This is a genomic window from Herminiimonas glaciei (genome assembly GCF_042664955.1).
GTDB lineage: Bacteria > Pseudomonadota > Gammaproteobacteria > Burkholderiales > Burkholderiaceae_D > Oxalicibacterium > Oxalicibacterium glaciei.
This window is the reverse complement of sequence record NZ_JBHTBU010000002.1, coordinates 893,265-913,412: the sequence shown is the minus strand read 5'-3', so window position 1 is coordinate 913,412 and position 20,148 is coordinate 893,265. Positions and strand designations below refer to the sequence as shown.

Here is a 20,148-nt window from a genome sequence, read left to right as displayed (position 1 = left end):
TACGTCATAGCAAGGTCTGTGCCACTACGATTTTTCACCAAATAGTCGACGAAATACTGACTAGATACAGAGGGGAATGATGTCTTGCGCAGGATAAAAGCAGAGGGAGTCGCGGTGGTGCGTTATTGCACCGCTTGGGTGCGCGCTGCCGGAGATGGTGGCATAAAGAAGAATGAAAGGTATTTTCCGGGCACGAAATGCGGAAACATCTGCGCTTCTATTTGCGTGGAATCACCGGCAGTATTATTCGCGATGGCATAACTGGTGAATGATGCAAGGTCTGGTTCGCCACCACAGGCGACACCTCGTTCAATATATCGCGCCCCGTATTCGGATTACGATCGTATCGCGGGAAATTACTGCTGCTAATCTCTACACGGATTTGATGACCACGTTTAAACAACATGCTGGTGGGCCAAAGTTCCACCGTTATTTCGCTTGGGTCAGAATTTGCGGCATAACTGCGACGCAAGATCCCATCAGAAATATTGTAGGCAGCCCCGTCTGGATGGACGTCGACGAGCTTGACGGTAAAGTCAGTATTGCTCGCTGATGTTTGTACAAACAATATGGCGCTGATTGGCCCGGTAACCTCGACCTCCTCCACCAGAGGCGGAGTAGAGTAAACAAGGACATCACTCCGGATTTCGACATCGTTCTGTTTCACCATGCCAGCGCGGGGCCCAAGCATAGCGCCACCACGCGAAGGAACCGGATGTGCGGGATCATAACGATATGAATCTTTAAGCGCTTTTACGGGAAGGTCGGGGAGTAATTTTCCATCTCCTTGCAAACCGTTAGCCTTGCCGTCGCCTTGGAGATAAAAAGCTGTATGACGTGCGCGCGCCAATGGCCACGCCGGCTCATCCCGCCAGACATTTTCACCCATGACATACAAACGGACTGGGGCATTGAGGGTTGCAGCCAGGGGCTGCCCGAGCAAATGATGGTCGAACCATGGAATGCTTGGCGCCAGACTCGCTGCGCGATAACTTTCTGGCGCAAGCCCGTCTGGAAATATGATGGGATCGGCATGCGTCCACGGCCCAATAATAAGTCGGCTGTCTTGTGCAACACGTCCGATGGATGAATGCTGCAAGGACATGAAATCCCGGAGCTGTGTGGGTAAAAACGGATCTGACCACCCCGCCATCAAAAGTACCGGCGCTCTCGCGTTGGCGGCCCGATCCGTACCATCTATGGAAGTCCAATACGCGCTGCCAGGCTGCGCAGTTGCCCAATCGTTGAAAAAGGGAATGTCGCCGACGGCCCTATCGTCAGCCTCGATCAATGGAAAGCCGTTAAATCCTTTTTCCAAGGCCTGGAAAGAAGGATCTTCGTCCTCCTTGCCACGGCTACGAACCGCCCAGAATAGTGCCGACTCCAATGAAAATGCGCCGCCCGGATGGAACATCGTTCCGAAATCCGTACTGGCGATTTGGATGTTCAATGCCAACACGCCAGGCTGATCCGCAAGCACCCATTGGGTATAGCCAAATGCGGAACCTCCCCACATGCCAAGGCGGCCATCGAACCAGGGCTGTCGTGCCAACCATTGAAGGGTTTCGATGCCATCCTGGCGCTCGGAACGAAGCGGATAAAATTCACCGCCGGACCTGTAACGCCCACGCGTCCCTTGTATTACTACCGTATAACCTCGACCGGCCCAAAAACTTGCCACGGCCTCCATCGCCATATCATTTTTCCAAGTCTTGCTAACGGGAATACGAACCAGGATGGTGGGCGTCCTGCCGTCCACTTTGGGCCGGTAAACGCTCGCAAGCAATTCAACACCGTCGGAAGTAATGATTGATATATCGCGATCAACGGATACTGCGTATTCAGCCGGGCGTACGCCCTCACGTGGAAGAAATTTGTAGTTCACGAATGCCTGGCATCCGCATAGGACTGCCGTCATCACGAACAACAAAGTAAAGCGGAAAGCCTTCAAGTCGGAACCCTTACATCCAGTCCCAGGCCAGGTTTGCCTCCCGTCGCAAACTCCAATATCCCGCCATGACCGAACATAAGGGGCTGTTCCACTACGTCATGCGCCAGCAAATGCGTGCCAAATGCGCCTTCCTGCGCAATCAAAATATCGCGGCCTTGATTTGCAATCGTTAACGCAGCCCTCGTCAATACGCTGGTCTCACCGACATGGGCGCCGACGATCAGCCCAAAACCTGCTTCGCGTATGGCCGACAACATATCCAGCGAACGCAAGATGCCGCCCATCTTGGAAATGCGCAAGTTCACGATCCAGTGTTGCCGATCTTCTTCAAAGTCACCAATCTGATCCAGCCGCAACAGGCTTTCGTCCAGGATGACTTTCGTTCCCAAAGCCACCGCAACTTGACGCAAAGCCTGTGGACTACCGGTACGTATCGGTTCCTCGAGTCCCATAAAAGCAAAATTCAATGCCTTCATATGCAGGACTGCACTCGCCACGTCCGGCCACAGGTTATTTGCATCGGCGCGCACTCTTCCTGCGGGAACGCCCGTTGCGCGCAAGACGGCAATCTTCTGCATGTCCAGCTCAAGGTTGCCGGAAAGCTTGATCTTAAAATCGGTAAAACCATTTGCGAGATAGCGCTCGAGCTGCTTCTGGAAACTTGCCGCTGACGCATCACCGAGCACGGCCGTATATAAAAAATTTCCGCAGAGTTCAGGCAAGCCCAGCAACTTTTCGATGGAGCAATTTTTTTCTATAGCCAGTGCATCCAATATTGCCAACTCAACCGCAGACCATGCGGCTGGATTGACATCCAGCGATACGCGATTCGTTTCTACCCACATGCGCAAGGCATCCACGCTGTCGATCTCCGCCATCCAGGCATCCTGATGTTTTGCGACAAAAGCCAATGCGGACTCCAGGCTCTCGCCGCTCACATACTCACGTGGACATCCCTCGCCAACGCCGGTGACACCGGTCGCGGTCGCACACTGCACCCACAAAGTCTGCGTAGCCGCACGTTCGGCAGAAGCATGCTTGAACGCTTCCCGAAACGGTATGTCGAGAATCGATGGGCTAATCCGTAGTAATTTCATAAGTGGCATTGGTGATGTGAGGTGCGAAATCGAAAGGAAAATCCTTCAGATATGCGACGGCAATAGTTTTGAACTGCCCTTCGCGCTGTCCCTGCGCGACACAGTGCCGCTTGTAGGCATCACCGGTACCCGGCGATAACCAGTGGACACTGATGTCTCCCAAACGCAAGCTTTCACGCTTGGCCTGGTACTCGAGATTAAGTGCGGCGAGCTTTGCATCTACCAGAATCGCCAGGGTATCGGCCGGAGGCAGGGTCTCGATGTCACCGGCTTCGACATAAAGTCGGTAACGGGCGTGCGTCTCGTCCGCAAGCATCATGAGGAAATGAGCTTGTCTGCCCAGGACCTGCATCGCGCTACTCACTGCCGCCAACACCTGGGACTCGTAAAGTTTTTCGCCGGTGATGCTGGTGACGCCTTTGCCTTTTTGGACGAAACGCAATAAAGGTGTCCGATGCAGGACTCCGGTAACCTCAACCAAATCATTAATAAAATAACGATACAAGCCTGATGGCGTGGTGACTATGACATAGTAGAGCCCACCCTTGCGCACCTCATCGAGGGTAAGGAATTCAGCTTGCCCCCTATCCCATTTTTCACGTTCCACGAACTCAAAGAAATGGGTGTCGAGCGTCGGGAATCCGCTTCCTGAAGAGCGACCTAAGGTGATGGTGCCGCGAAATTCGCTGGAAACATAGCCCAACTCCAGTATCTTGGTATGCGACGCGAGTTCCTGCTGCAAGGCGGCAGCCGCTACCCCTGCACCAGCACAGGTCCAGGAAACGATCAAATGTAGTTCAGGCCATAAGTCGGCAAGACGTTCGCGGGTATCCATACGCGCCAGTTCGCCGGCACGGATGGCATTGGCAAACAGGCGCGGCGCCACTGCAGCTGCAACGTCGGCGGACAAATCAGCCATGAGAAAAAAACCGCCGTTCCGTATATCGCTAATCAGTTGCTCACGATACTCACGATAGATCTTCATCAAGGCAAGCAAGGTAGAAGGATTCGCCGCCCCAATATAGCTGATGTCCCGGCGTTCCAGCGCGAGCCGCAAGATCAGGAGGTACTTGAGGCGGCTGTCAGCGATGCCCAATACCTGATACGGCAGCACAAACCTGTTTCGTATAGAGCCTGCGGTACTACGGGAGACCACCCCTGACGCGGAACCGTAAGGTTTGCCGTTAGGAAGAGTCCCTTCACTGGCCGGACTGGTAAGGGCAAGTATGCTGCCGGCAAATCCTTGCGGATAGTTCCGATGCTGGAACGCTACCGCTGTGCGCTGAATACGTCGCAGAGCGGACAGGTGCGTCGATATCAGCGGCAAGTCCTTGGGCTTGCCGGTGGTGCCGCTGGTTCGCATATAACACAATGGTGGCGACGCAGTCAGCGCAGCCTCGCCATGATCAATTTCGGCCTCTATGAAGCTGCGCAAACCTTCGAATTCGCATACCGGCACATTCCTGACGTAGTCTTGATAAACCCCGATCTTCTCGAATCCGTGTTCGCGTCCGAAACGGGTCGTCTGGTTATCCGCAAGAATACGCTCCAGCAACCGACGCTGTACTTTCATCGGATTACGCGCCATCCATGCGATACGTGCGCCCTGTCGCCAGGCGGTGGCGCGGAGGTAAAGTGCGATCAGGTTAAGTGTCATTGCGACGTCGGAAAGGAGAAATCATCTGGGCCCAGAAACCTTTGGGGTAAGTCCGATCCGGAATACCAATATCGTCCACAGGACTAGGCAACTTCCAGGTACCGAATAGCAGATCGTAAATAATGGTGGTGTTACCAAAATTACAGTAGGCAGTTTCCGGGTCGCGGGCATGATGCCAGCGATGGGTTTCCGCGCTACCCACTATATAGTTGAGCCATCCATAGCGCAGCTCCAGATTACTGTGCTGGAAAAATCCGTTAACGGAATAAAAAACGAAATAGCCTGCCAGTACCTCAGGCGCGACGCCGAGCAGCAAGAAAGGGATCGTATCCAGGCAAAACTGCAACACTTTTTCGAATGGGTGAAAGCGCCCGACGTTAAGGGTATAGAGGATGTCCGGGGAATGGTGTACTTCATGCAGGCGCCATAGAAACATGTATTTATGCGCAGCACGATGTAACCAGTACCGCATTAAATCCACTATCAGCACCATAAACAATATCTGCGCGAGCAAAGGCCAGTCGCGTGGCCAGGGCATATCCGTTAAATGCTGGTTGGCCCAGGCCGCCACATACAGCACACCGATCAGTCCCAGGAGCCTGGCGACCGCAATCTGCACCAAACCTAAAAATGCAGCATCCGCAATCACATCGGACTTCTTTGGGCGCCAGTCAGAACGCGCCGGGAAAAACCATTCAAGGACGACGATCATGATACCTGACAGCACAACCGGGACATATGCAGCAGCAACCGGCTCGCTTCCGAGCGACAGCAAATGAAAATATGTCCACACAGCCGTCACCAAAGTGACGGGATACCAGACATAGGAAAGCCAAACCTTCATGCGCAGTTGTCCTTTGCTCGCAAATGAAAAATAGCCAGAGTCAATATGAATGCAGCAAGTACAACATGAAACATGGCAGGAATCCAGCTGGTGAACCAGGCCATCGCGTCCGTCACCGTCAACCCGATCATGATGCGCAATAAAGAACCTGCCATATAGATGGTGCCCAGCGCCATCAACCAGCGACCGACACGGGAATTTGGCCGAAGCTTACCACTACCCAATCGCCACGCGGCCCGGTACATGAAGGCAAGCATAAGTAACTGTATGGATAACAGCAGCGCATAGGGCAGCGAACTACCCTGGAAATCGCCGAACGCTGGTAAAGCCGCAAGCGGGAACCAATACTGGACGGCCTGCCCGACAACCCGGACAAGAAAAAGCGAGGCCAGCAGATAAAGTAAATTTGAGTAGCGGACAAGATCGGAGCGATCAGGTCGTGTTTCTGGAAAATGCATCGTTATAGAATTTTTAGTTTATTAATTAGTATTCTGATCGTCAGCACAAACTTGCAAAGCAACTTCACATAATGCCCAGAATTAGAAATAAGAATTATCTTAATTTTAGATATTCACCCATCCACACCATCAAATAACCGATGGCATCTGACATATGCCTCCAAGAAAAAACTTAGGCAAGGAACACCTCCCGTTTTTCCCGACCTGTCGAAAAGAACAAATCAGGACAAATTAGCGATCCGCGATCATGCCTTATAGTTGCAAATAAAAGATCCCATAAATATGGGAAGAATAAATTATTAATTTCAGTTGGTACATTAGACAACCGCATGCGGCAAGGCCCTTTTGTTTGCATGCCTGCTTCTGATCATAACGGCCTTCCTGACTAGTCACATACATAACAAAAGCCGCAGTGTTCACACATCTGCGGCTTTTTAAGCAAACCTAGATCGAATTACATTTTTTCAAAAATCCCCGCTGCTCCCATCCCGGTACCAACGCACATCGTCACCATCCCGTACTTCAGGTTTTTGCGGCGCAGTGCATGCACCACGGTAGCCGAGCGGATCGCACCGGTCGCACCCAATGGATGACCCAGCGCAATCGCGCCACCCATAGGATTGACCTTGGACGGATCGAGCCCCAGGTCCTGTATAACGGCTAAAGCCTGTGCAGCAAAGGCTTCATTCAATTCTATCCAGTCCATCTGGTCCTGCTTCAGGCCTGCAGCGCGCAAGGCGGCAGGAATTGCTTCTTTCGGCCCTATGCCCATGATCTCCGGCGGCACACCGCGCACGGCGAAGGAAACGAAGCGTGCCAGTGGGGTCAGGTTGAATTGCTTGAGGATTTTTTCACTGACCAGGATCAGTGCACCTGCACCATCCGAAGTTTGCGAGCTGTTGCCTGCGGTGACCGAACCCTTCGGTGAAAACACCGGACGCAGTTTCGCCAGCGCTTCCAGATTGGTATCGGCACGTGCGCCTTCATCCATATTCACCAGGCGCGTAGTAACGTCGATCTGGCCACTGGAGAGATTCGGGAAACGTTCGACGATCTCGACTGCCGTCATTTCATTATTGAATTCTCCGCTTTGCTGCGCCGCCAATGCTTTCAGGTGTGAATTCAGCGCAAACTGATCTTGTGCTTCGCGGCTGACTTTCCATTGTGTCGCGACTTTCTCTGCCGTCAGGCCCATGCCGTAGGCCATGCCTATGTTTTCTTCCTTGAAGATGCCCATATTCATCGAAGGATGATGGCCCATCATAGGCACCATGGACATGGACTCGGCACCGGCAGCGATCATGACATCAGCTTCACCCACGCGGATACGATCAGCCGCCATGGCAATCGCGGTCAGGCCGGATGCGCAATAACGATTCACGGTGACGCCGCCGACGGTCTTCGGCAAACCTGCCAGCAGCACGCCCATGCGGGCCATGTTCAAACCCTGCTCTGCTTCCGGGAAAGAACAGCCGACGATGGCATCTTCGATCAGGTTCGGATCCAGCGAAGGCACTTGCGACAACGCCGATTGCAAGGCATGCACCAACAAATCATCCGGCCGCGTATTCTTGAACATCCCGCGTGGTGCCTTGCCGATAGGTGTACGCGTTGCAGCAACGATGTATGCATCTTGAAGTTGTTTACTCATCTTATGCTCCTGATCAGTTACGCACGGGCTTGCCGGTTTGCATCATGCCCATGATGCGTTCCTGCGTTTTAGGGTTGTTCAGCAATTCCATAAATGCCTTGCGCTCATGATCAAGCAGCCATTGCTCATCGACCAGGCTGTTCTGTTCTATGTCACCGCCGCTGACAACTTCCGCAATCATCATGCCGAGCTTGTAATCGTGTGCCGAGATGAAACCTCCATCACGCATATTGAGGAGCTGCGCACCTATCGTCGCCAGGCCGTATCTACCGGTCAATGGCACCAGTGCTTTGCGTGGCGCACGATAGCCAGCGTCAAACATGGCGCGTGCCTGCGTCTTCGCGATGTGCAGCAGTTCATAGGCATTGAAGACGATGATGTCATCGCTCTTCAGGTAACCCATGGTTTGCGCTTCCAGTGCGGAACGCGAGACGGCAGCCGTGGCTGCATTCATGTAGTAGTTTTTCAGGAATTGCAGGATGTCGTTACCGCGCGCATCATTGGCGGCACGTGCAGCAGCTTCTTTCAAGCCACCACCGGCCGGGATCAGGCCAACGCCTACTTCAACCAGGCCGATGTAGGACTCTATCGAAGCGACGCGTTTAGCTGCATGCAATAGCAATTCGCAGCCACCGCCCAGCGCCAGTCCGGCGACCGCCGCAACCACCGGCACATTCGCATATTTCAATGCCTGGTGTGCCTGCTGCAGTTTAACGACTTCCGGTTCTATCGCTTTCACACCGCCGGACATGAAGAGCGGCAGCATGGATTGCAAGTCGGCGCCAGCCGAGAAAGCACCACCTTCGGCAGCATCCGCGTGCCAGATGACCAGGCCTTTGTAGTTCTGCTCTGCTTCTTCTATTGCACGCTTGATGCCTGCGGTGACGCCGGCACCGATGACGTGCATTTTTGTTTTGAAGGACAGAATGAGGACTTCATCATCCTGATGCCAGATGCGTACCGATTCATCTTCAAATACGGTGGTACCTGCTGTCTGACCATTCGCACCATTGTCGCCGACCAGTGCAGCACGGAAGGCCTGACGCTGATAGACCGGGAGATTGGAACGCGGAATGTTTTTCTTTTGCTTGGGCGACCATGAACCATCTGCCGCATGCACGCCATTGCGTCCGTCGAATACCCAGGCCGGCAACGGCGCATTGCTGAGCGCCTTGCCTGCGTCTATGTCTTCCTTGACCCAGGTGGCGATCTGTTGCCAGCCCGCGGCTTGCCAGGTTTCGAACGGGCCATTATTCCAGCCAAAGCCCCAGCGCAAGGCGAAGTCTATATCGCGTGCGTTGTCGGCGATGGCTTCCAGATGCACGGCGATGTAGTGGAAGGCATCGCGGAAGATAGCCCACAGGAATTGCGCTTGTGGATTGCTGGAATCATGCAGCGCTTTCATGCGCTTGGCCGGATCTTTTTCTTTCAGGATACGACCGACCAGGTCATCTGCCTTGCCGCCACCGGCGACGTAATCTGCTTTCGCCGGATCTATGCGCAGGATATCCTTGCCGACTTTTTTATAAAACCCGGCACCGGCTTTTTGTCCGAGTGCGCCGCCACCTATCAGCTTGGTGAGGATGTCCGGCGTTTTATATACCGGGAAGAAAGGATCGTCCTGCAAGGTGTTTTGCATGGTGGTGATCACATGCGCCATGGTGTCGAGACCGACCACATCGGCAGTGCGGAAGGTGCCTGATTTGGCACGTCCCAGCTTGCTACCGGTCAGGTCATCCACCACGTCCACGGTGAGGCCAAATTTTTCGGCTTCATGCATGGTAGCCAGCATGCCAAAGATACCGACGCGATTGGCAATGAAGTTAGGCGTATCGTAAGCACGCACCACGCCCTTGCCCAGGGTCGAAGTGAGGAAGCCTTCCAGCTGATCGAGGATTTCCGCTTTGGTCGCCGCGGTAGGAATCAATTCCACCAAATGCATATAGCGCGGCGGGTTGAAGAAGTGCACACCGCAGAAACGGGCTTTCAAATCTGCCGCGAAGCCTTCCGACAATGCGGTGATGGATAAACCTGAAGTGTTCGAAGCAAAGATGGTGTTTGCGCCTATATGCGGAGCGACCTTTTTATACAGGTCATGCTTCCAGTCCATACGTTCGGCGATTGCTTCTATGATCAGGTCGCAATCCTTGAGCTTTTCCAGGTCATCTTCGTAGTTCGCGACTTCTATCAAAGGCGCGTAATCAACGTTAGCCAATGGTGCCGGGCTGAGTTTTTTAAGGTTCTCGATCGCACGCAAGACGATGCCGTTTTTCGGGCCTTCCTTGGCTGGCAGGTCGAACAATATGACCGGCACTTTGGCATTCACGCAATGCGCGGCAATTTGTGCGCCCATCACGCCTGCGCCCAATACGGCGACTTTCCTGACGATGAAATTTGACATGCCTAAACCTCTCAATGAGTAATGCGTACGCTGGTTTCAGTCGTAACGAGCTGGTCTCAAGTTCAAAACAATTCGGCATCCAGTGCCATCAGGCTGGCCGAACCGGCGCGTGCCTGGCGTATCAGCATCGCGGTTTCAGGCAGCAGGCGGGCGAAGTAAAAGCGCGCTGTCGCCAGCTTGGATTTATAGAATGGATCGCTGTCATCCTGCTTGGCCAATGCGATCTTTGCCATTTGTGCAAAGAAGTAGGCATACACCAGATGCCCTGCCACGCGCAGATAAGGCACGGCCGCAGCGCCAACTTCATCCGGATTCTGGAACGCTTTCATGCCGATTTCCATCGTCAGCTTGGTGACCTTGTCTGCGAGATCGGCCAATGGCGTGATGAATTCCGACATTGCTTCGTCGGTGCCGTTCTCTTCAATGAAGGCTTGTATCTTGGCACCGAATTTACGCAGCTTGGCACCGTTATCCAGCAGGATTTTCCGGCCCAGCAAATCCAGTGACTGGATGGTATTCGTACCTTCGTAAATCATATTGATGCGCGAATCACGTACGTATTGCTCCATGCCCCATTCGGAAATGAAGCCATGACCGCCATACACTTGCATCGCTTCCGAAGTCGATATCCAGCCATTGTCGGTGAGGAAGGCTTTGATGATAGGTGTCAACAATGCGACTTCATCCACTGCTTCGGCGCGCACCGCTTCGTCCGGATGATTCAATTCCTTGTCGATCTGCAACGCAACGTAGGAGCTGAACGCGCGACCACCTTCGGCATACGCTTTGGCGGTCAGCAGCATGCGACGTACATCCGGATGCACGATGATGGGATCCGCCGGTTTGTCGGTTGCCTTGGGACCGGTCAGGCTGCGCATTTGCAGGCGGTCTTTCGCGTAGACCAGCGCATTCTGATAAGCCACTTCGGTCAGGCCCAGCGATTGCATACCGACGCCGAGGCGTGCCGCATTCATCATCACGAACATCGCATTCAAGCCTTTGTTCGGTTCGCCTATCAGCCAGCCGGTAGCACCATCGATATTCATCTGGCAGGTCGCATTGCCGTGTATGCCCATCTTTTCTTCCAGTGCACCGCAGAAGATAGGATTGCGCGCGCCCAGCTTGCCATCCGCATCCGGCAGGAATTTGGGCACGATGAACAATGAAATACCTTTGGTGCCTTCCGGTGCATCCGGCAAGCGTGCCAGCACCAGATGCAGGATGTTGGCCGCCATGTCGTGCTCGCCAGCGGAAATAAAGATTTTGCTGCCTGTGATTTTGTACGAGCCATCTGCCTGCGGTACAGCCTTGGAACGCAGCAGGCCAAGATCGGTACCGCATTGCGCTTCCGTCAGGCACATGGTACCGGTCCATTCGCCGGACACCAATTTCGGCAGGTAAAGTGCTTTTTGCTGTTCGGTGCCGTGTGCGTACAGACACTCATACGCGCCGTGCGACAAACCCGGATACATGGTCCAGGCCTGGTTCGACGAATTCAGCATTTCATAAAAGGAATTCTGCAAGACCATAGGCAAGCCCTGTCCACCATATTCGGGATCGCAGGTCAGCGAAGGCCAGCCGGCAGCCACGTATTGCTCGTAGGCGGCTTTGAAACCTTTGGGTGGAGTAACTTCGTGTGTAGTGCTATCCAGTTTGCAACCTTCACGGTCGCCACTATGGTTCAGCGGAAACAGGACTTCGGAGGTGAACTTGCCGCCTTCTTCCAGTACCTGGTTGATGATGTCGGCGTCGATCTCAGCATGCTTGGGTAAAACCTTCAATTCATCTGCAACATGAAGTAATTCGTGCAGCACAAATTGCATATCGCGCAACGGTGCAATGTATTGACCCATAAACGTCTCCTCGCGGCTGATTTAATGATTTGCTAGTTCAATACTAGCGCATGACGGCGATTTTGACTGCGCCCCGCCGCCATCTTATTGATTTGTTTTATCCAGCAAGCGGCGATCACGCTTGGTCGGCCGGCCCTTGATACCGAGGCCGGGTTCCTTGAAAAATTTGCGCTGATCCGCTTCCTGCTGTCGCTGTATAACGCTTTGTTCGGTTTCCGCATAGAGTTTTTGCGCCATTTCAGCCGAACCGCGCACATCGGATAAAGCCTGCACGACGACTTCCCATTCGGTCGAACCGTTATCGATCTGCAGCAGGTCGCCGCATTTGACGGTACGTGCCGGCTTGATCCGCTCCCGCTCCAGCTTCACTTTACCCTTGTCAACGGCATCGGTCGCCAGCGTTCGTGTCTTGAAGAAACGCGCAGCCCACAACCATTTATCCAAACGCACATTTTCTGTCGCCATCGTGCTTCGTACCCGTCTGCCAGTAAAACACCATTGTAGCCAGCTATGAAAACAGGCGTCACATCAGCTTTGCACCGCGCGATTCGCAATGTTAAAAAATACGTATGTTTGAGGTGTCATGAGGTAATCTGCGCATTGCAAGAATAAAAATACGGTACAGAAATGTTATCAATAATGCATTTATGCCAGCCTTCTTTGAAATGGACTGAAAATTGACAGCTGATACCCGCCAACTCAAAACCTGGCTCGCCGCCACCGCCCGCAAGGATGGCGACGCCTTCCGCCAGCTCTACGATGCAACTTCTTCGAAACTGTTTGGCTTTGCGCTGCGTATATTAGTTAAGCGCGAACTGGCGGAAGAAGTCATACAGGAAAGTTTTGTCAGCATCTGGAACAACGCGGCCAGCTACCAGGCCGGTTTGGCCGCGCCGATGACCTGGATGACAACCATAGTGCGTAACAAGGCATTCGATACCTTGCGCCGCCTGGATGGCGCGGTGGAAATCGATGCCGACAATTTTGACAAGGAAGTCATGGACGCATTGGAAAGTGTAGATCCAACTCCGATCGAAGCATTGCAGATCTCGGATGAGTCGAAGGCTTTGGCGCGCTGCTTTGCCAAGCTGGAAAGCCTGCACCGGCAAGCCATTGCACTGGCGTTTTACCATGACCTCTCGCATAGCGAAGTCGCTGAACAATTAGCACTGCCGATAGGCACCGTAAAAACCTGGGTACGACGCGGACTGGAAAAACTGCGCCTGTGCCTGACTAAACTGGAGGGCGTATGAGTATCCGGCAAAACGTCCGGCAAAATGCCACCTTGCGTGAAATGCTGGCTGCTGAATATGCACTCGGTACGCTCAAGGGTGGTGCTCGTCGACGCCTGGAATCATGGTTGCCGGAAGATGCTGCGCTCAGGTTCGCCATCAGCGAATGGCAGGATAGGCTCAATCCGCTATCCGAATTCGCAACACCGGTACAACCATCGCCGGAAGTCTGGCGCGCCATCTCGAAACAGATAGGCTTGAAGAAAGCCGAACAGCAACACCGCAAATCCTTCTGGCTGAACCTGCGCGAAGACCTCAGCTTCTGGCGCGGCCTTGGCATGACTTCAACTGCGTTGGCAACTGTGCTGATCGCCGTTTTGCTGACGCGACAACCGGAAGTCGCCGTGCCGCAAGCACCGATGTTCGTCGCCACGCTGACCAACGAGCAGGCAGAGCCTATCGCGCTGGTGACCGGCGATGCGCATAATCACAAAATGGTCATCAAGGTTGTGACACGCCAGGCGGTAGCTGAAGACAAGAGTCTGGAATTGTGGGCCGTACCGAAAGACGGGGCGCCACGGTCACTCGGCCTGATCGCCGCCGATGGTACGGTGACCTTGCCTATGCCAGCGGGATCTACGCCGGACTCGATTCCTTTGCTGGCGGTCACACTGGAACCGAAAGGTGGCTCGCCGAATCCGAACGGTCCGACCGGACCTATCGTCTTCAAAGGCGCATGGCTGCATATCTAAGTCAGACAGTTTAGTGATATGAAAAAAGCGGGCCTCGTAATGAGGCCCGCTTTTTTACTTGGGTTGCTGCACAAACAAACGCATAAAACTGGCAATGCTGGCGATCGCTGCAAAAACTGCCCCCAGCCCCAGTGCCAGCGTTTCGCCGTGTTGCGTCGAGATGATGAAACAGAAAGCGACCAAAGCCGCGCCGGATGCCTGCCCCAGCAAGCGCGAGGTGGCCACCACACCGCTGGCGCTGCCACCGCGCTCAGGTGGCGCACTACTCATGATGGCGCGCAAATTAGGCGCCTGGAAGAAGCCGAAGCCTATGCCACACACCGCCATACGCCAGCATATGCCGAACACGGACACATCAGGCGACATCAGTATCAGTGAAACCATGCCCGCTGACAGCACGGACAAACCGATACCGCCCAGTAAGCCTGGTGGATAGTGATCGCTCAGACGCCCTGCTATCGGTGCCATGATGCCGACCAGTACCGCCCACGGCGTAATCAGGAAACCGGTTTCTATCGCCGAGCGGCCGAGCACGGATTCAAAGTAAAACGGCAGCGAAACGAAGGCCAGGCTTTGCGTCGCAAAAGTGCAGACAGCCGTCAACGCAGACAAAGTGAATAGCGGACGGCGAAACAAATCCACCGGCAACATAGGCGCTGCATGTCCCTTTTGCCGACGTAGCAGGAGGATGAAGAAAACCAGTGCGCCGAATAATTCCAGCGCCACAGTTCTGGCATCGCTGAGATGCGCGCCTTCGCCGATGGCCAGGATGAGCAAACCGAAAGCACCGGCGTTGTAGATGGCAGTCAGCGCATCGAATTTATGCGTCGCGCGTCGGGTGTGCGGCAAGACCTTGCGCGCCAGGAAGTAGGCAAACAAACCCAGCGGTACATTGACGGCAAACAGCCATGGCCAGGACCAGACCGACAGAATCAGCGAAGCAGTAGTCGGACCGACGGCAAACGCCACCGCCACCACCAGCGCATTGGTACCCAGGCCGCGGCCCAACATGCGCGCCGGATAAATCGAACGCAGCAAGGCGGTGTTGACACCCATAATCGCACTGGCACCGACGCCCTGGAAGAAGCGCGCAATGACCAGGGTAGGCAAAGACCAGGCGTATGCGCAAGCCAGCGAAGCCGCTGTGAAGAGAAGCAAGCCAAAGATGGCAATGCGGCGATAGCCGAGGATCTCCCCAAGCGCCGCGAACGGCAGCAAGGTCGCCACCATCGCCAGCTGATAGATATTCACGATCCAGACTGAATCAGCCGGAGTCGCATTCAATTGCAAGGCCATAGACGGTAAGGCGGTATTCGCAATGGCGGTATCCAGCGACGCCATGCCGACCCCGATCGCGACCGAAACAATGGCCCAGCGCCTCTCGTTTTCCGGCAAGCCGTCCTGCTCCGTCACTTCCTGCTGTACTGCTGCACTACTCTGCGTGGACATATAGCTCTAACCCATTAATCGGTAGTCTAAATAATTGTGGCGCCGATAACATTGATCATATATTCAATGTATATCAGCGCCACGTCACTGGGCGTAGTGTAAATCTATTTTGAATTGCGCGTCGGCGACGCCTATGAAATGCTGTCGATAGACGGTGGAAAGTGGGACTTACGCTTGCTGGCGGCAATCTGCGTGCCGGGGAGGCATGACGCTACTCGTTCGATTTACCCCAGGTCATGACACGCATCAGGTTTTTATAAATGAAGTAGGAGAAGCGATAGAAGATGCGTTTGTACAGAGGGATGTTGGCATACTCTTCCCAATTCATCACCACCCCATCGGCTATGCCCTGCTCTATCTGTACACGCAGCTTTTGCGCGAACTCGGTATCCAGCACCACCACATTCGCTTCCTGATTCAGGAACAGGCTGAAACCATCGCAATTACTCGACCCCACGGTGGCCCAGGTATCATCGATGACGGCGACCTTGCCGTGCAAATGCGTCTTCCGGTATTCGACAATCTTGACGCCGGCTTTCAGCAAGCGACGATAAAAGGAACGTGCGACCACATCCTGGAAGCGATAGTGGCCTATCCCCAGCAGCAAGGTCACATCAACCCCACGCATCGCGGCCTGAGCCAGGCCGTTACGCAGTTTGCGGCCGGGTGCGAAGTAAGGATTCGCCAGCAAGGCGGAGTGGCGTGCGGTACCCAATGCTTTCAGGTAGGCGGCTTGTATCGTGCGCCGATGTCGCAAATTGTCGCGCATCACCAGGCCGGCGATCATGGGGCCGCGTGCATCGCTGGGCTTATTCTGGCGCAATTCCCTGAAGGTAGCCCAGCGCGTACGCCAGCTCAGGCTACCAAGGCGCGCCCAATGCACCGCGACTTCCCAATGGATGGTTGCGACCAATGGCCCGGTCACGCGTACCGCAAAATCCCAGCGTGGTGCCGGCAAGGCGATGTTCACATCGCCATCGTCGTGCATATCGTCGACGATGTTCAAGCCGCCAAGAAAAGCTTCCACGCGATCAACTACGCACACCTTGCGATGCATGCGGGCGATGCCGCGGATAAAGAGTGGATTAAAGCTGCGATGCTCGACGCCGTTCTTTTGGAATTCCCTGTGCAGCAAGGCGGATTCCTTGTTGCCGGTGCCCAGCCAGTCGGTCAGCACATTCACGATAACGCCGCGTTGCGCGGCCCGTATCAATGCGTCCTTGACCAGCTTCGAAGTCACGTCATCAGCAAAAATATACGTCTCGAGATAGATTTCCTGATTCGCTTTTTCGAATGCCGCGATCAGCGCCGGGAAGTATTCAGCGCCACAATGCAGGAGCTCGATATCGTTATTGCCCGTGAAGCTGACTGAACGCATAAGCGGAGGTGCCTTGCTTTGAATGATTGGTTGTGAAGTTGGCTGCAATACAGGCCCGGATACACCAACGAGCCTGTGCCAACTGCTTTATAAGGCCGTAGCTGTAGCTACTGCCCTGCCGCTCTGTCGACGGCCTGTCTAACCATATGCTATTTCAAGCGCAGGGTGGCGACCAGGGGCGCGTGGTCAGACAACTTCGCCCAGATCGCTCCATGCAAGACTTCCGCTGATTCTACTTTGAAACCGCGCACATAAATCCGGTCCAGCCGTAAAAATGGCATCGCAGCCGGAAAAGTACGTGCCGGTTGTATTTTCGGGCCGCGACCGGCCAGTTGTCGGATATAGGTACCAAAGCCGCGTTTTACGAGGTTCTCGTCATATACCTCGTGCACACCCAGGCGCGCACGCAGCTCTTCGCTGAGGTCATTGCTCCAGTCATTGAAGTCACCGGCAATAATCAAGGGCTCATCCTTTTGCGCCGAGCTGGTGACGGCTTCGATCAAGGCTTCAGTCTGGCGTTTACGGCTGCCGGCAAACAAGCCCAGATGGATGACGAAGCAATGTACTTCCGCTTCCGGTGCACGCACCACGCAATGCAGGATGCCGCGTGATTCGTATTTGTGGTCTGAGATATTCTGATTGCGTGACGACAGGATCGGATAGCAACTCAACAAGGCATTGCCATGGTGCCCGTGGTCATACACCGCGTTCATGCCGTAAGCACATTCGTGCGAATCACCGGCGAGGAAATCCTGCTGTGACAATTCCGGCCAGTCGGTCGCATGTTTCAGCGCGTGCAGGTCATGCCGCCCCTGCACTTCCTGCAGGAACAGCACATCGGACTTCATGCTATTGATCGCCTGCTTGAGTGCATGTATTCGCGGGCGACTGCCGAATGAGGACACGCCTTTGTGGATGTTGTACGTCGTGATACGTAATTGCATGCTGTTGTATGGCCTAAGTCTTAAACAAAAGATAAAAACCGAAACCCGTCAGATGAAACGATATCCGTATCAAATCGTCATATGCATGGGGAGCTGCAAAATCGCTTCGGCATTTGACGAAGAAAAACACTTGTCAGCAGCCTCTCGGTGCGGCAACCAAATAAAATTCAGGTGCTCGCGCGGAGCCAACACGATCGGTATGTCGCGCGGAACTTGCAAACCGAATACATGCTCGGTATTGCGCGTCACGCCCGGTGCATAACGATGGCGCCACACAGGATAGATGTCGTAAACGTTGGAAAGTTGCCAGTCCTGTAAATTTTCCAGCGGGACACCGGGAAATTTTGCAGCTGTCGACGCAGGCTCAGATAAATTCTGTACAACAATTCCTGTTTCCTCCGCCACTTCTCTGACAGCGGTTTCCAGCAAGAGTTCGCCTTCTTCATCCTTGGAGCCGGTCACCGATTGCCAGAACCCGGGCCGGTCGGCGCGTTCTATCAGCAATACCTCCATTTCAGCGGTATGGATGACAACCAGGACAGATTCGGGGATTTTGTATTGCACAGTCATTGCAGATTGTTTCTTTCTGACCGCAAACGATAGGAAATAAAAAGATGCAAAAAAGGCGCGGAACTCCGCGCCTTTTTATTATGCCGCAAAAACGTGATTACGCTTTGACCGCAGGTTCTACATTGCGCAGGCGGATGTGCAATTCGCGCAATTGCTTTTCATCCACTTCCGACGGCGCTTGTGTTAACAGGCATTGTGCGCGCTGGGTTTTCGGGAAAGCGATCACGTCACGGATCGATTCTGCACCGGTCATCATGGTAACGATACGATCCAGGCCGAAAGCCAGGCCGCCATGCGGCGGCGCGCCGTATTGCAATGCGTCGAGCAGGAAGCCGAATTTCAGTTGCGCTTCTTCGGCACCGATCTTCAATGCACGGAATACCTTGCTCTGTACGTCGGCACGGTGGATACGGACCGAACCGCCGCCCAATTCCCAGCCGTTCAAGACCATATCGTAGGCTTTGGCGATACATTTGCCAGGATCGGTTTCCATCAAATCTTCGTGGCCGTCTTTTGGCGCGGTGAATGGATGATGGGTAGCCGACCAGCGCTGGTTTTCTTCGTCGAATTCGAACATAGGGAAATCGACGACCCACAATGGACGCCATTCGTCATCGAACAAACCGCTCTTCTTGCCGAAATCACTGTGACCGACTTTGACGCGCAAGGCACCGATTGCATCGTTGACGACTTTCGCTTTATCAGCACCGAAGAAAATCAGGTCGCCGTCTTCGGCACCGGTTGCTGCGATGATTTTTGCCAATGCTTCGTCATGGATGTTTTTGACGATAGGCGATTGCAAGCCGTCACGGCCTTTGGCTTTTTCGTTGACCTTGATGTATGCCAGGCCTTTCGCGCCATAGATAGCGACGAACTGCGTGTAGGCATCGATCTCGGAACGTGGCATCGCGCCGCCGCCCGGAACGCGCAAGCCGACTACGCGGCCGCCTTCCATATTCGCTGCACCGGAGAATACTTTGAATTCGACATCTTTCATGATGTCGGTGAGGTCGGTGAATGCGAGCTTGACGCGCATATCCGGTTTGTCGGAACCGTACAGGCCCATCGCTGTTGCGTAATCCATTACCGGGAACGGGTTAGGCAAATCAACATCAAGCGCGTTCTTGAAGACCAGGCGGATCATGCCTTCGAACAGGTCACGGATTTCCTGTTCGTTCATGAACGAAGTTTCGCAATCGATCTGGGTAAATTCAGGCTGGCGATCAGCACGCAAATCTTCGTCGCGGAAGCATTTGGTGATTTGGTAGTAACGATCGAAGTTGGCAACCATCAGCAATTGTTTGAACAATTGCGGCGATTGCGGCAAGGCGAAGAAGTGACCGGCGTTGACACGTGATGGCACCAGGTAATCACGTGCGCCTTCCGGGGTCGACTTGGTCAGCATCGGTGTTTCGATATCGATGAAGCCTTGCGCGTCGAGGAATTTACGCACTTCCATCGTGACCTTGTAACGCAGGCGCAGATTGTTTTGCATTTGCGGACGACGCAGGTCCAGCACGCGATGTGTCAGGCGTGTGGTTTCCGACAGGTTGTCATCATCCAGCTGGAACGGTGGCGTGACCGAAGCGTTCAACACTTCGAGCTCATGCGCCAATACTTCGATCTTGCCCGAAGTCAGGTTGCTGTTGCTGGTGCCATCAGGACGGCTACGTACGACACCGGTGATGCGCAGGCAGAATTCATTACGTACTGCTTCGGCTGCCTTGAATACATCGACGCGATCCGGATCGCATACGACTTGCACCAGGCCTTCGCGATCGCGCAGGTCGATGAAGATAACGCCGCCGTGGTCACGACGACGATGTACCCAGCCGCACAGGCTGACGGTTTGGTCGAGCAGCGCTTCAGAAGTAAGGCCGCAGTAATGAGTTCGCATTGACATAGTGAATT

At 54.1% G+C, this 20,148-nt stretch carries 16 protein-coding genes; 2 read left to right on the top strand and 14 right to left on the bottom strand.

Annotated features, from left to right (window positions below; translation table 11 throughout):
- Positions 1 to 217: 217 nt before the first annotated feature.
- The 9 genes from ACFQPC_RS15255 to ACFQPC_RS15215 all read right to left on the bottom strand — a co-directional run bounded on the left by ACFQPC_RS15255 (position 218) and on the right by ACFQPC_RS15215 (position 12,377).
- Positions 218 to 1,885 carry a CocE/NonD family hydrolase gene (locus tag ACFQPC_RS15255; protein ID WP_382272711.1) on the bottom strand — a complete coding sequence of 556 codons (1,668 nt, stop codon included), beginning with the start codon at positions 1,883 to 1,885 and terminating at the stop codon, positions 218 to 220.
- A gap of 62 nt (positions 1,886 to 1,947) precedes the next feature.
- A complete protein-coding gene (locus tag ACFQPC_RS15250; protein ID WP_382272710.1) occupies positions 1,948 to 3,048 on the bottom strand; it encodes a mandelate racemase/muconate lactonizing enzyme family protein in 1,101 nt (366 codons plus the stop codon).
- Complete coding sequence (locus tag ACFQPC_RS15245) at positions 3,029 to 4,705, bottom strand: GH3 auxin-responsive promoter family protein (RefSeq protein WP_382272709.1); 1,677 nt, start codon at positions 4,703 to 4,705, stop codon at positions 3,029 to 3,031. Before ACFQPC_RS15245 ends, ACFQPC_RS15250 begins: the two co-directional genes overlap by 20 nt.
- Positions 4,695 to 5,549, bottom strand: coding sequence for a sterol desaturase family protein (locus tag ACFQPC_RS15240; RefSeq protein WP_382272708.1), 855 nt, complete (start codon positions 5,547 to 5,549; stop codon positions 4,695 to 4,697). The genes ACFQPC_RS15245 and ACFQPC_RS15240 overlap by 11 nt, the downstream gene beginning before the upstream one ends.
- Positions 5,546 to 6,007 carry a hypothetical protein gene (locus ACFQPC_RS15235; protein ID WP_382272707.1) on the bottom strand — a complete coding sequence of 154 codons (462 nt, stop codon included), beginning with the start codon at positions 6,005 to 6,007 and terminating at the stop codon, positions 5,546 to 5,548. The genes ACFQPC_RS15240 and ACFQPC_RS15235 overlap by 4 nt, the downstream gene beginning before the upstream one ends.
- Before the next feature lie 454 nt (positions 6,008 to 6,461).
- Complete coding sequence (locus tag ACFQPC_RS15230) at positions 6,462 to 7,658, bottom strand: acetyl-CoA C-acyltransferase (protein WP_382272706.1); 1,197 nt, start codon at positions 7,656 to 7,658, stop codon at positions 6,462 to 6,464.
- A 13-nt stretch (positions 7,659 to 7,671) separates the two neighbouring features.
- The gene (locus ACFQPC_RS15225; protein WP_382272705.1) at positions 7,672 to 10,059 is read right to left on the bottom strand and encodes a 3-hydroxyacyl-CoA dehydrogenase/enoyl-CoA hydratase family protein; all 2,388 of its coding nucleotides are present in this window, start codon (positions 10,057 to 10,059) and stop codon (positions 7,672 to 7,674) included.
- 62 nt (positions 10,060 to 10,121) lie between these two features.
- Complete coding sequence (locus ACFQPC_RS15220; protein ID WP_382272704.1) at positions 10,122 to 11,912, bottom strand: acyl-CoA dehydrogenase C-terminal domain-containing protein; 1,791 nt, start codon at positions 11,910 to 11,912, stop codon at positions 10,122 to 10,124.
- A gap of 84 nt (positions 11,913 to 11,996) precedes the next feature.
- On the bottom strand, positions 11,997 to 12,377 hold the full coding sequence (locus tag ACFQPC_RS15215) for an RNA-binding S4 domain-containing protein (RefSeq protein ID WP_382272703.1): 381 nt from the start codon (positions 12,375 to 12,377) through the stop codon (positions 11,997 to 11,999).
- A 212-nt stretch (positions 12,378 to 12,589) separates the two neighbouring features.
- Here ACFQPC_RS15215 and ACFQPC_RS15210 point away from each other — a divergent pair, with 212 nt between their 5' ends.
- On the top strand, positions 12,590 to 13,165 hold the full coding sequence (locus ACFQPC_RS15210) for a sigma-70 family RNA polymerase sigma factor (RefSeq protein ID WP_382272702.1): 576 nt from the start codon (positions 12,590 to 12,592) through the stop codon (positions 13,163 to 13,165).
- Positions 13,162 to 13,896 carry an anti-sigma factor gene (locus ACFQPC_RS15205; RefSeq protein WP_382272701.1) on the top strand — a complete coding sequence of 245 codons (735 nt, stop codon included), beginning with the start codon at positions 13,162 to 13,164 and terminating at the stop codon, positions 13,894 to 13,896. The genes ACFQPC_RS15210 and ACFQPC_RS15205 overlap by 4 nt, the downstream gene beginning before the upstream one ends.
- Before the next feature lie 54 nt (positions 13,897 to 13,950).
- On the opposite strand, the gene ACFQPC_RS15200 is transcribed toward ACFQPC_RS15205, so the two are convergent.
- The 5 genes from ACFQPC_RS15200 to aspS all read right to left on the bottom strand — a co-directional run bounded on the left by ACFQPC_RS15200 (position 13,951) and on the right by aspS (position 20,140).
- The gene (locus ACFQPC_RS15200; protein WP_382272700.1) at positions 13,951 to 15,345 is read right to left on the bottom strand and encodes an MFS transporter; all 1,395 of its coding nucleotides are present in this window, start codon (positions 15,343 to 15,345) and stop codon (positions 13,951 to 13,953) included.
- A gap of 211 nt (positions 15,346 to 15,556) precedes the next feature.
- Positions 15,557 to 16,723 (bottom strand): phospholipase D-like domain-containing protein, encoded by a 1,167-nt coding sequence (locus ACFQPC_RS15195; protein WP_382272699.1) that lies wholly within the window; start codon positions 16,721 to 16,723, stop codon positions 15,557 to 15,559.
- A 149-nt stretch (positions 16,724 to 16,872) separates the two neighbouring features.
- Positions 16,873 to 17,667, bottom strand: coding sequence for an endonuclease/exonuclease/phosphatase family protein (locus ACFQPC_RS15190; RefSeq protein ID WP_382272698.1), 795 nt, complete (start codon positions 17,665 to 17,667; stop codon positions 16,873 to 16,875).
- A gap of 69 nt (positions 17,668 to 17,736) precedes the next feature.
- Positions 17,737 to 18,237: a dihydroneopterin triphosphate diphosphatase gene (nudB, locus tag ACFQPC_RS15185; RefSeq protein WP_382272697.1), complete on the bottom strand. Its 501-nt coding sequence runs from the start codon at positions 18,235 to 18,237 to the stop codon at positions 17,737 to 17,739.
- Positions 18,238 to 18,334: 97 nt separating this feature from the next.
- Positions 18,335 to 20,140 carry an aspartate--tRNA ligase gene (gene aspS / locus ACFQPC_RS15180; protein ID WP_382272696.1) on the bottom strand — a complete coding sequence of 602 codons (1,806 nt, stop codon included), beginning with the start codon at positions 20,138 to 20,140 and terminating at the stop codon, positions 18,335 to 18,337.
- Positions 20,141 to 20,148: the final 8 nt, after the last annotated feature.

Bases quoted from the DNA above. Each gene is read 5' to 3' on its own strand.
- ACFQPC_RS15250 (WP_382272710.1), bottom strand. From the start codon at position 3,048: ATGAAATTACTACGGATTAGCCCATCGATTCTCGACATACCGTTTCGG.
- ACFQPC_RS15245 (WP_382272709.1), bottom strand. From the start codon at position 4,705: ATGACACTTAACCTGATCGCACTTTACCTCCGCGCCACCGCCTGGCGA.
- ACFQPC_RS15240 (WP_382272708.1), bottom strand. From the start codon at position 5,549: ATGAAGGTTTGGCTTTCCTATGTCTGGTATCCCGTCACTTTGGTGACG.
- ACFQPC_RS15235 (WP_382272707.1), bottom strand. From the start codon at position 6,007: ATGCATTTTCCAGAAACACGACCTGATCGCTCCGATCTTGTCCGCTAC.
- ACFQPC_RS15230 (WP_382272706.1), bottom strand. From the start codon at position 7,658: ATGAGTAAACAACTTCAAGATGCATACATCGTTGCTGCAACGCGTACA.
- ACFQPC_RS15225 (WP_382272705.1), bottom strand. From the start codon at position 10,059: ATGTCAAATTTCATCGTCAGGAAAGTCGCCGTATTGGGCGCAGGCGTG.
- ACFQPC_RS15220 (WP_382272704.1), bottom strand. From the start codon at position 11,912: ATGGGTCAATACATTGCACCGTTGCGCGATATGCAATTTGTGCTGCAC.
- ACFQPC_RS15215 (WP_382272703.1), bottom strand. From the start codon at position 12,377: ATGGCGACAGAAAATGTGCGTTTGGATAAATGGTTGTGGGCTGCGCGT.
- ACFQPC_RS15205 (WP_382272701.1), top strand. From the start codon at position 13,162: ATGAGTATCCGGCAAAACGTCCGGCAAAATGCCACCTTGCGTGAAATG.
- ACFQPC_RS15200 (WP_382272700.1), bottom strand. From the start codon at position 15,345: ATGTCCACGCAGAGTAGTGCAGCAGTACAGCAGGAAGTGACGGAGCAG.
- ACFQPC_RS15195 (WP_382272699.1), bottom strand. From the start codon at position 16,723: ATGCGTTCAGTCAGCTTCACGGGCAATAACGATATCGAGCTCCTGCAT.
- ACFQPC_RS15190 (WP_382272698.1), bottom strand. From the start codon at position 17,667: ATGCAATTACGTATCACGACGTACAACATCCACAAAGGCGTGTCCTCA.
- nudB (WP_382272697.1), bottom strand. From the start codon at position 18,237: ATGACTGTGCAATACAAAATCCCCGAATCTGTCCTGGTTGTCATCCAT.
- aspS (WP_382272696.1), bottom strand. From the start codon at position 20,140: ATGTCAATGCGAACTCATTACTGCGGCCTTACTTCTGAAGCGCTGCTC.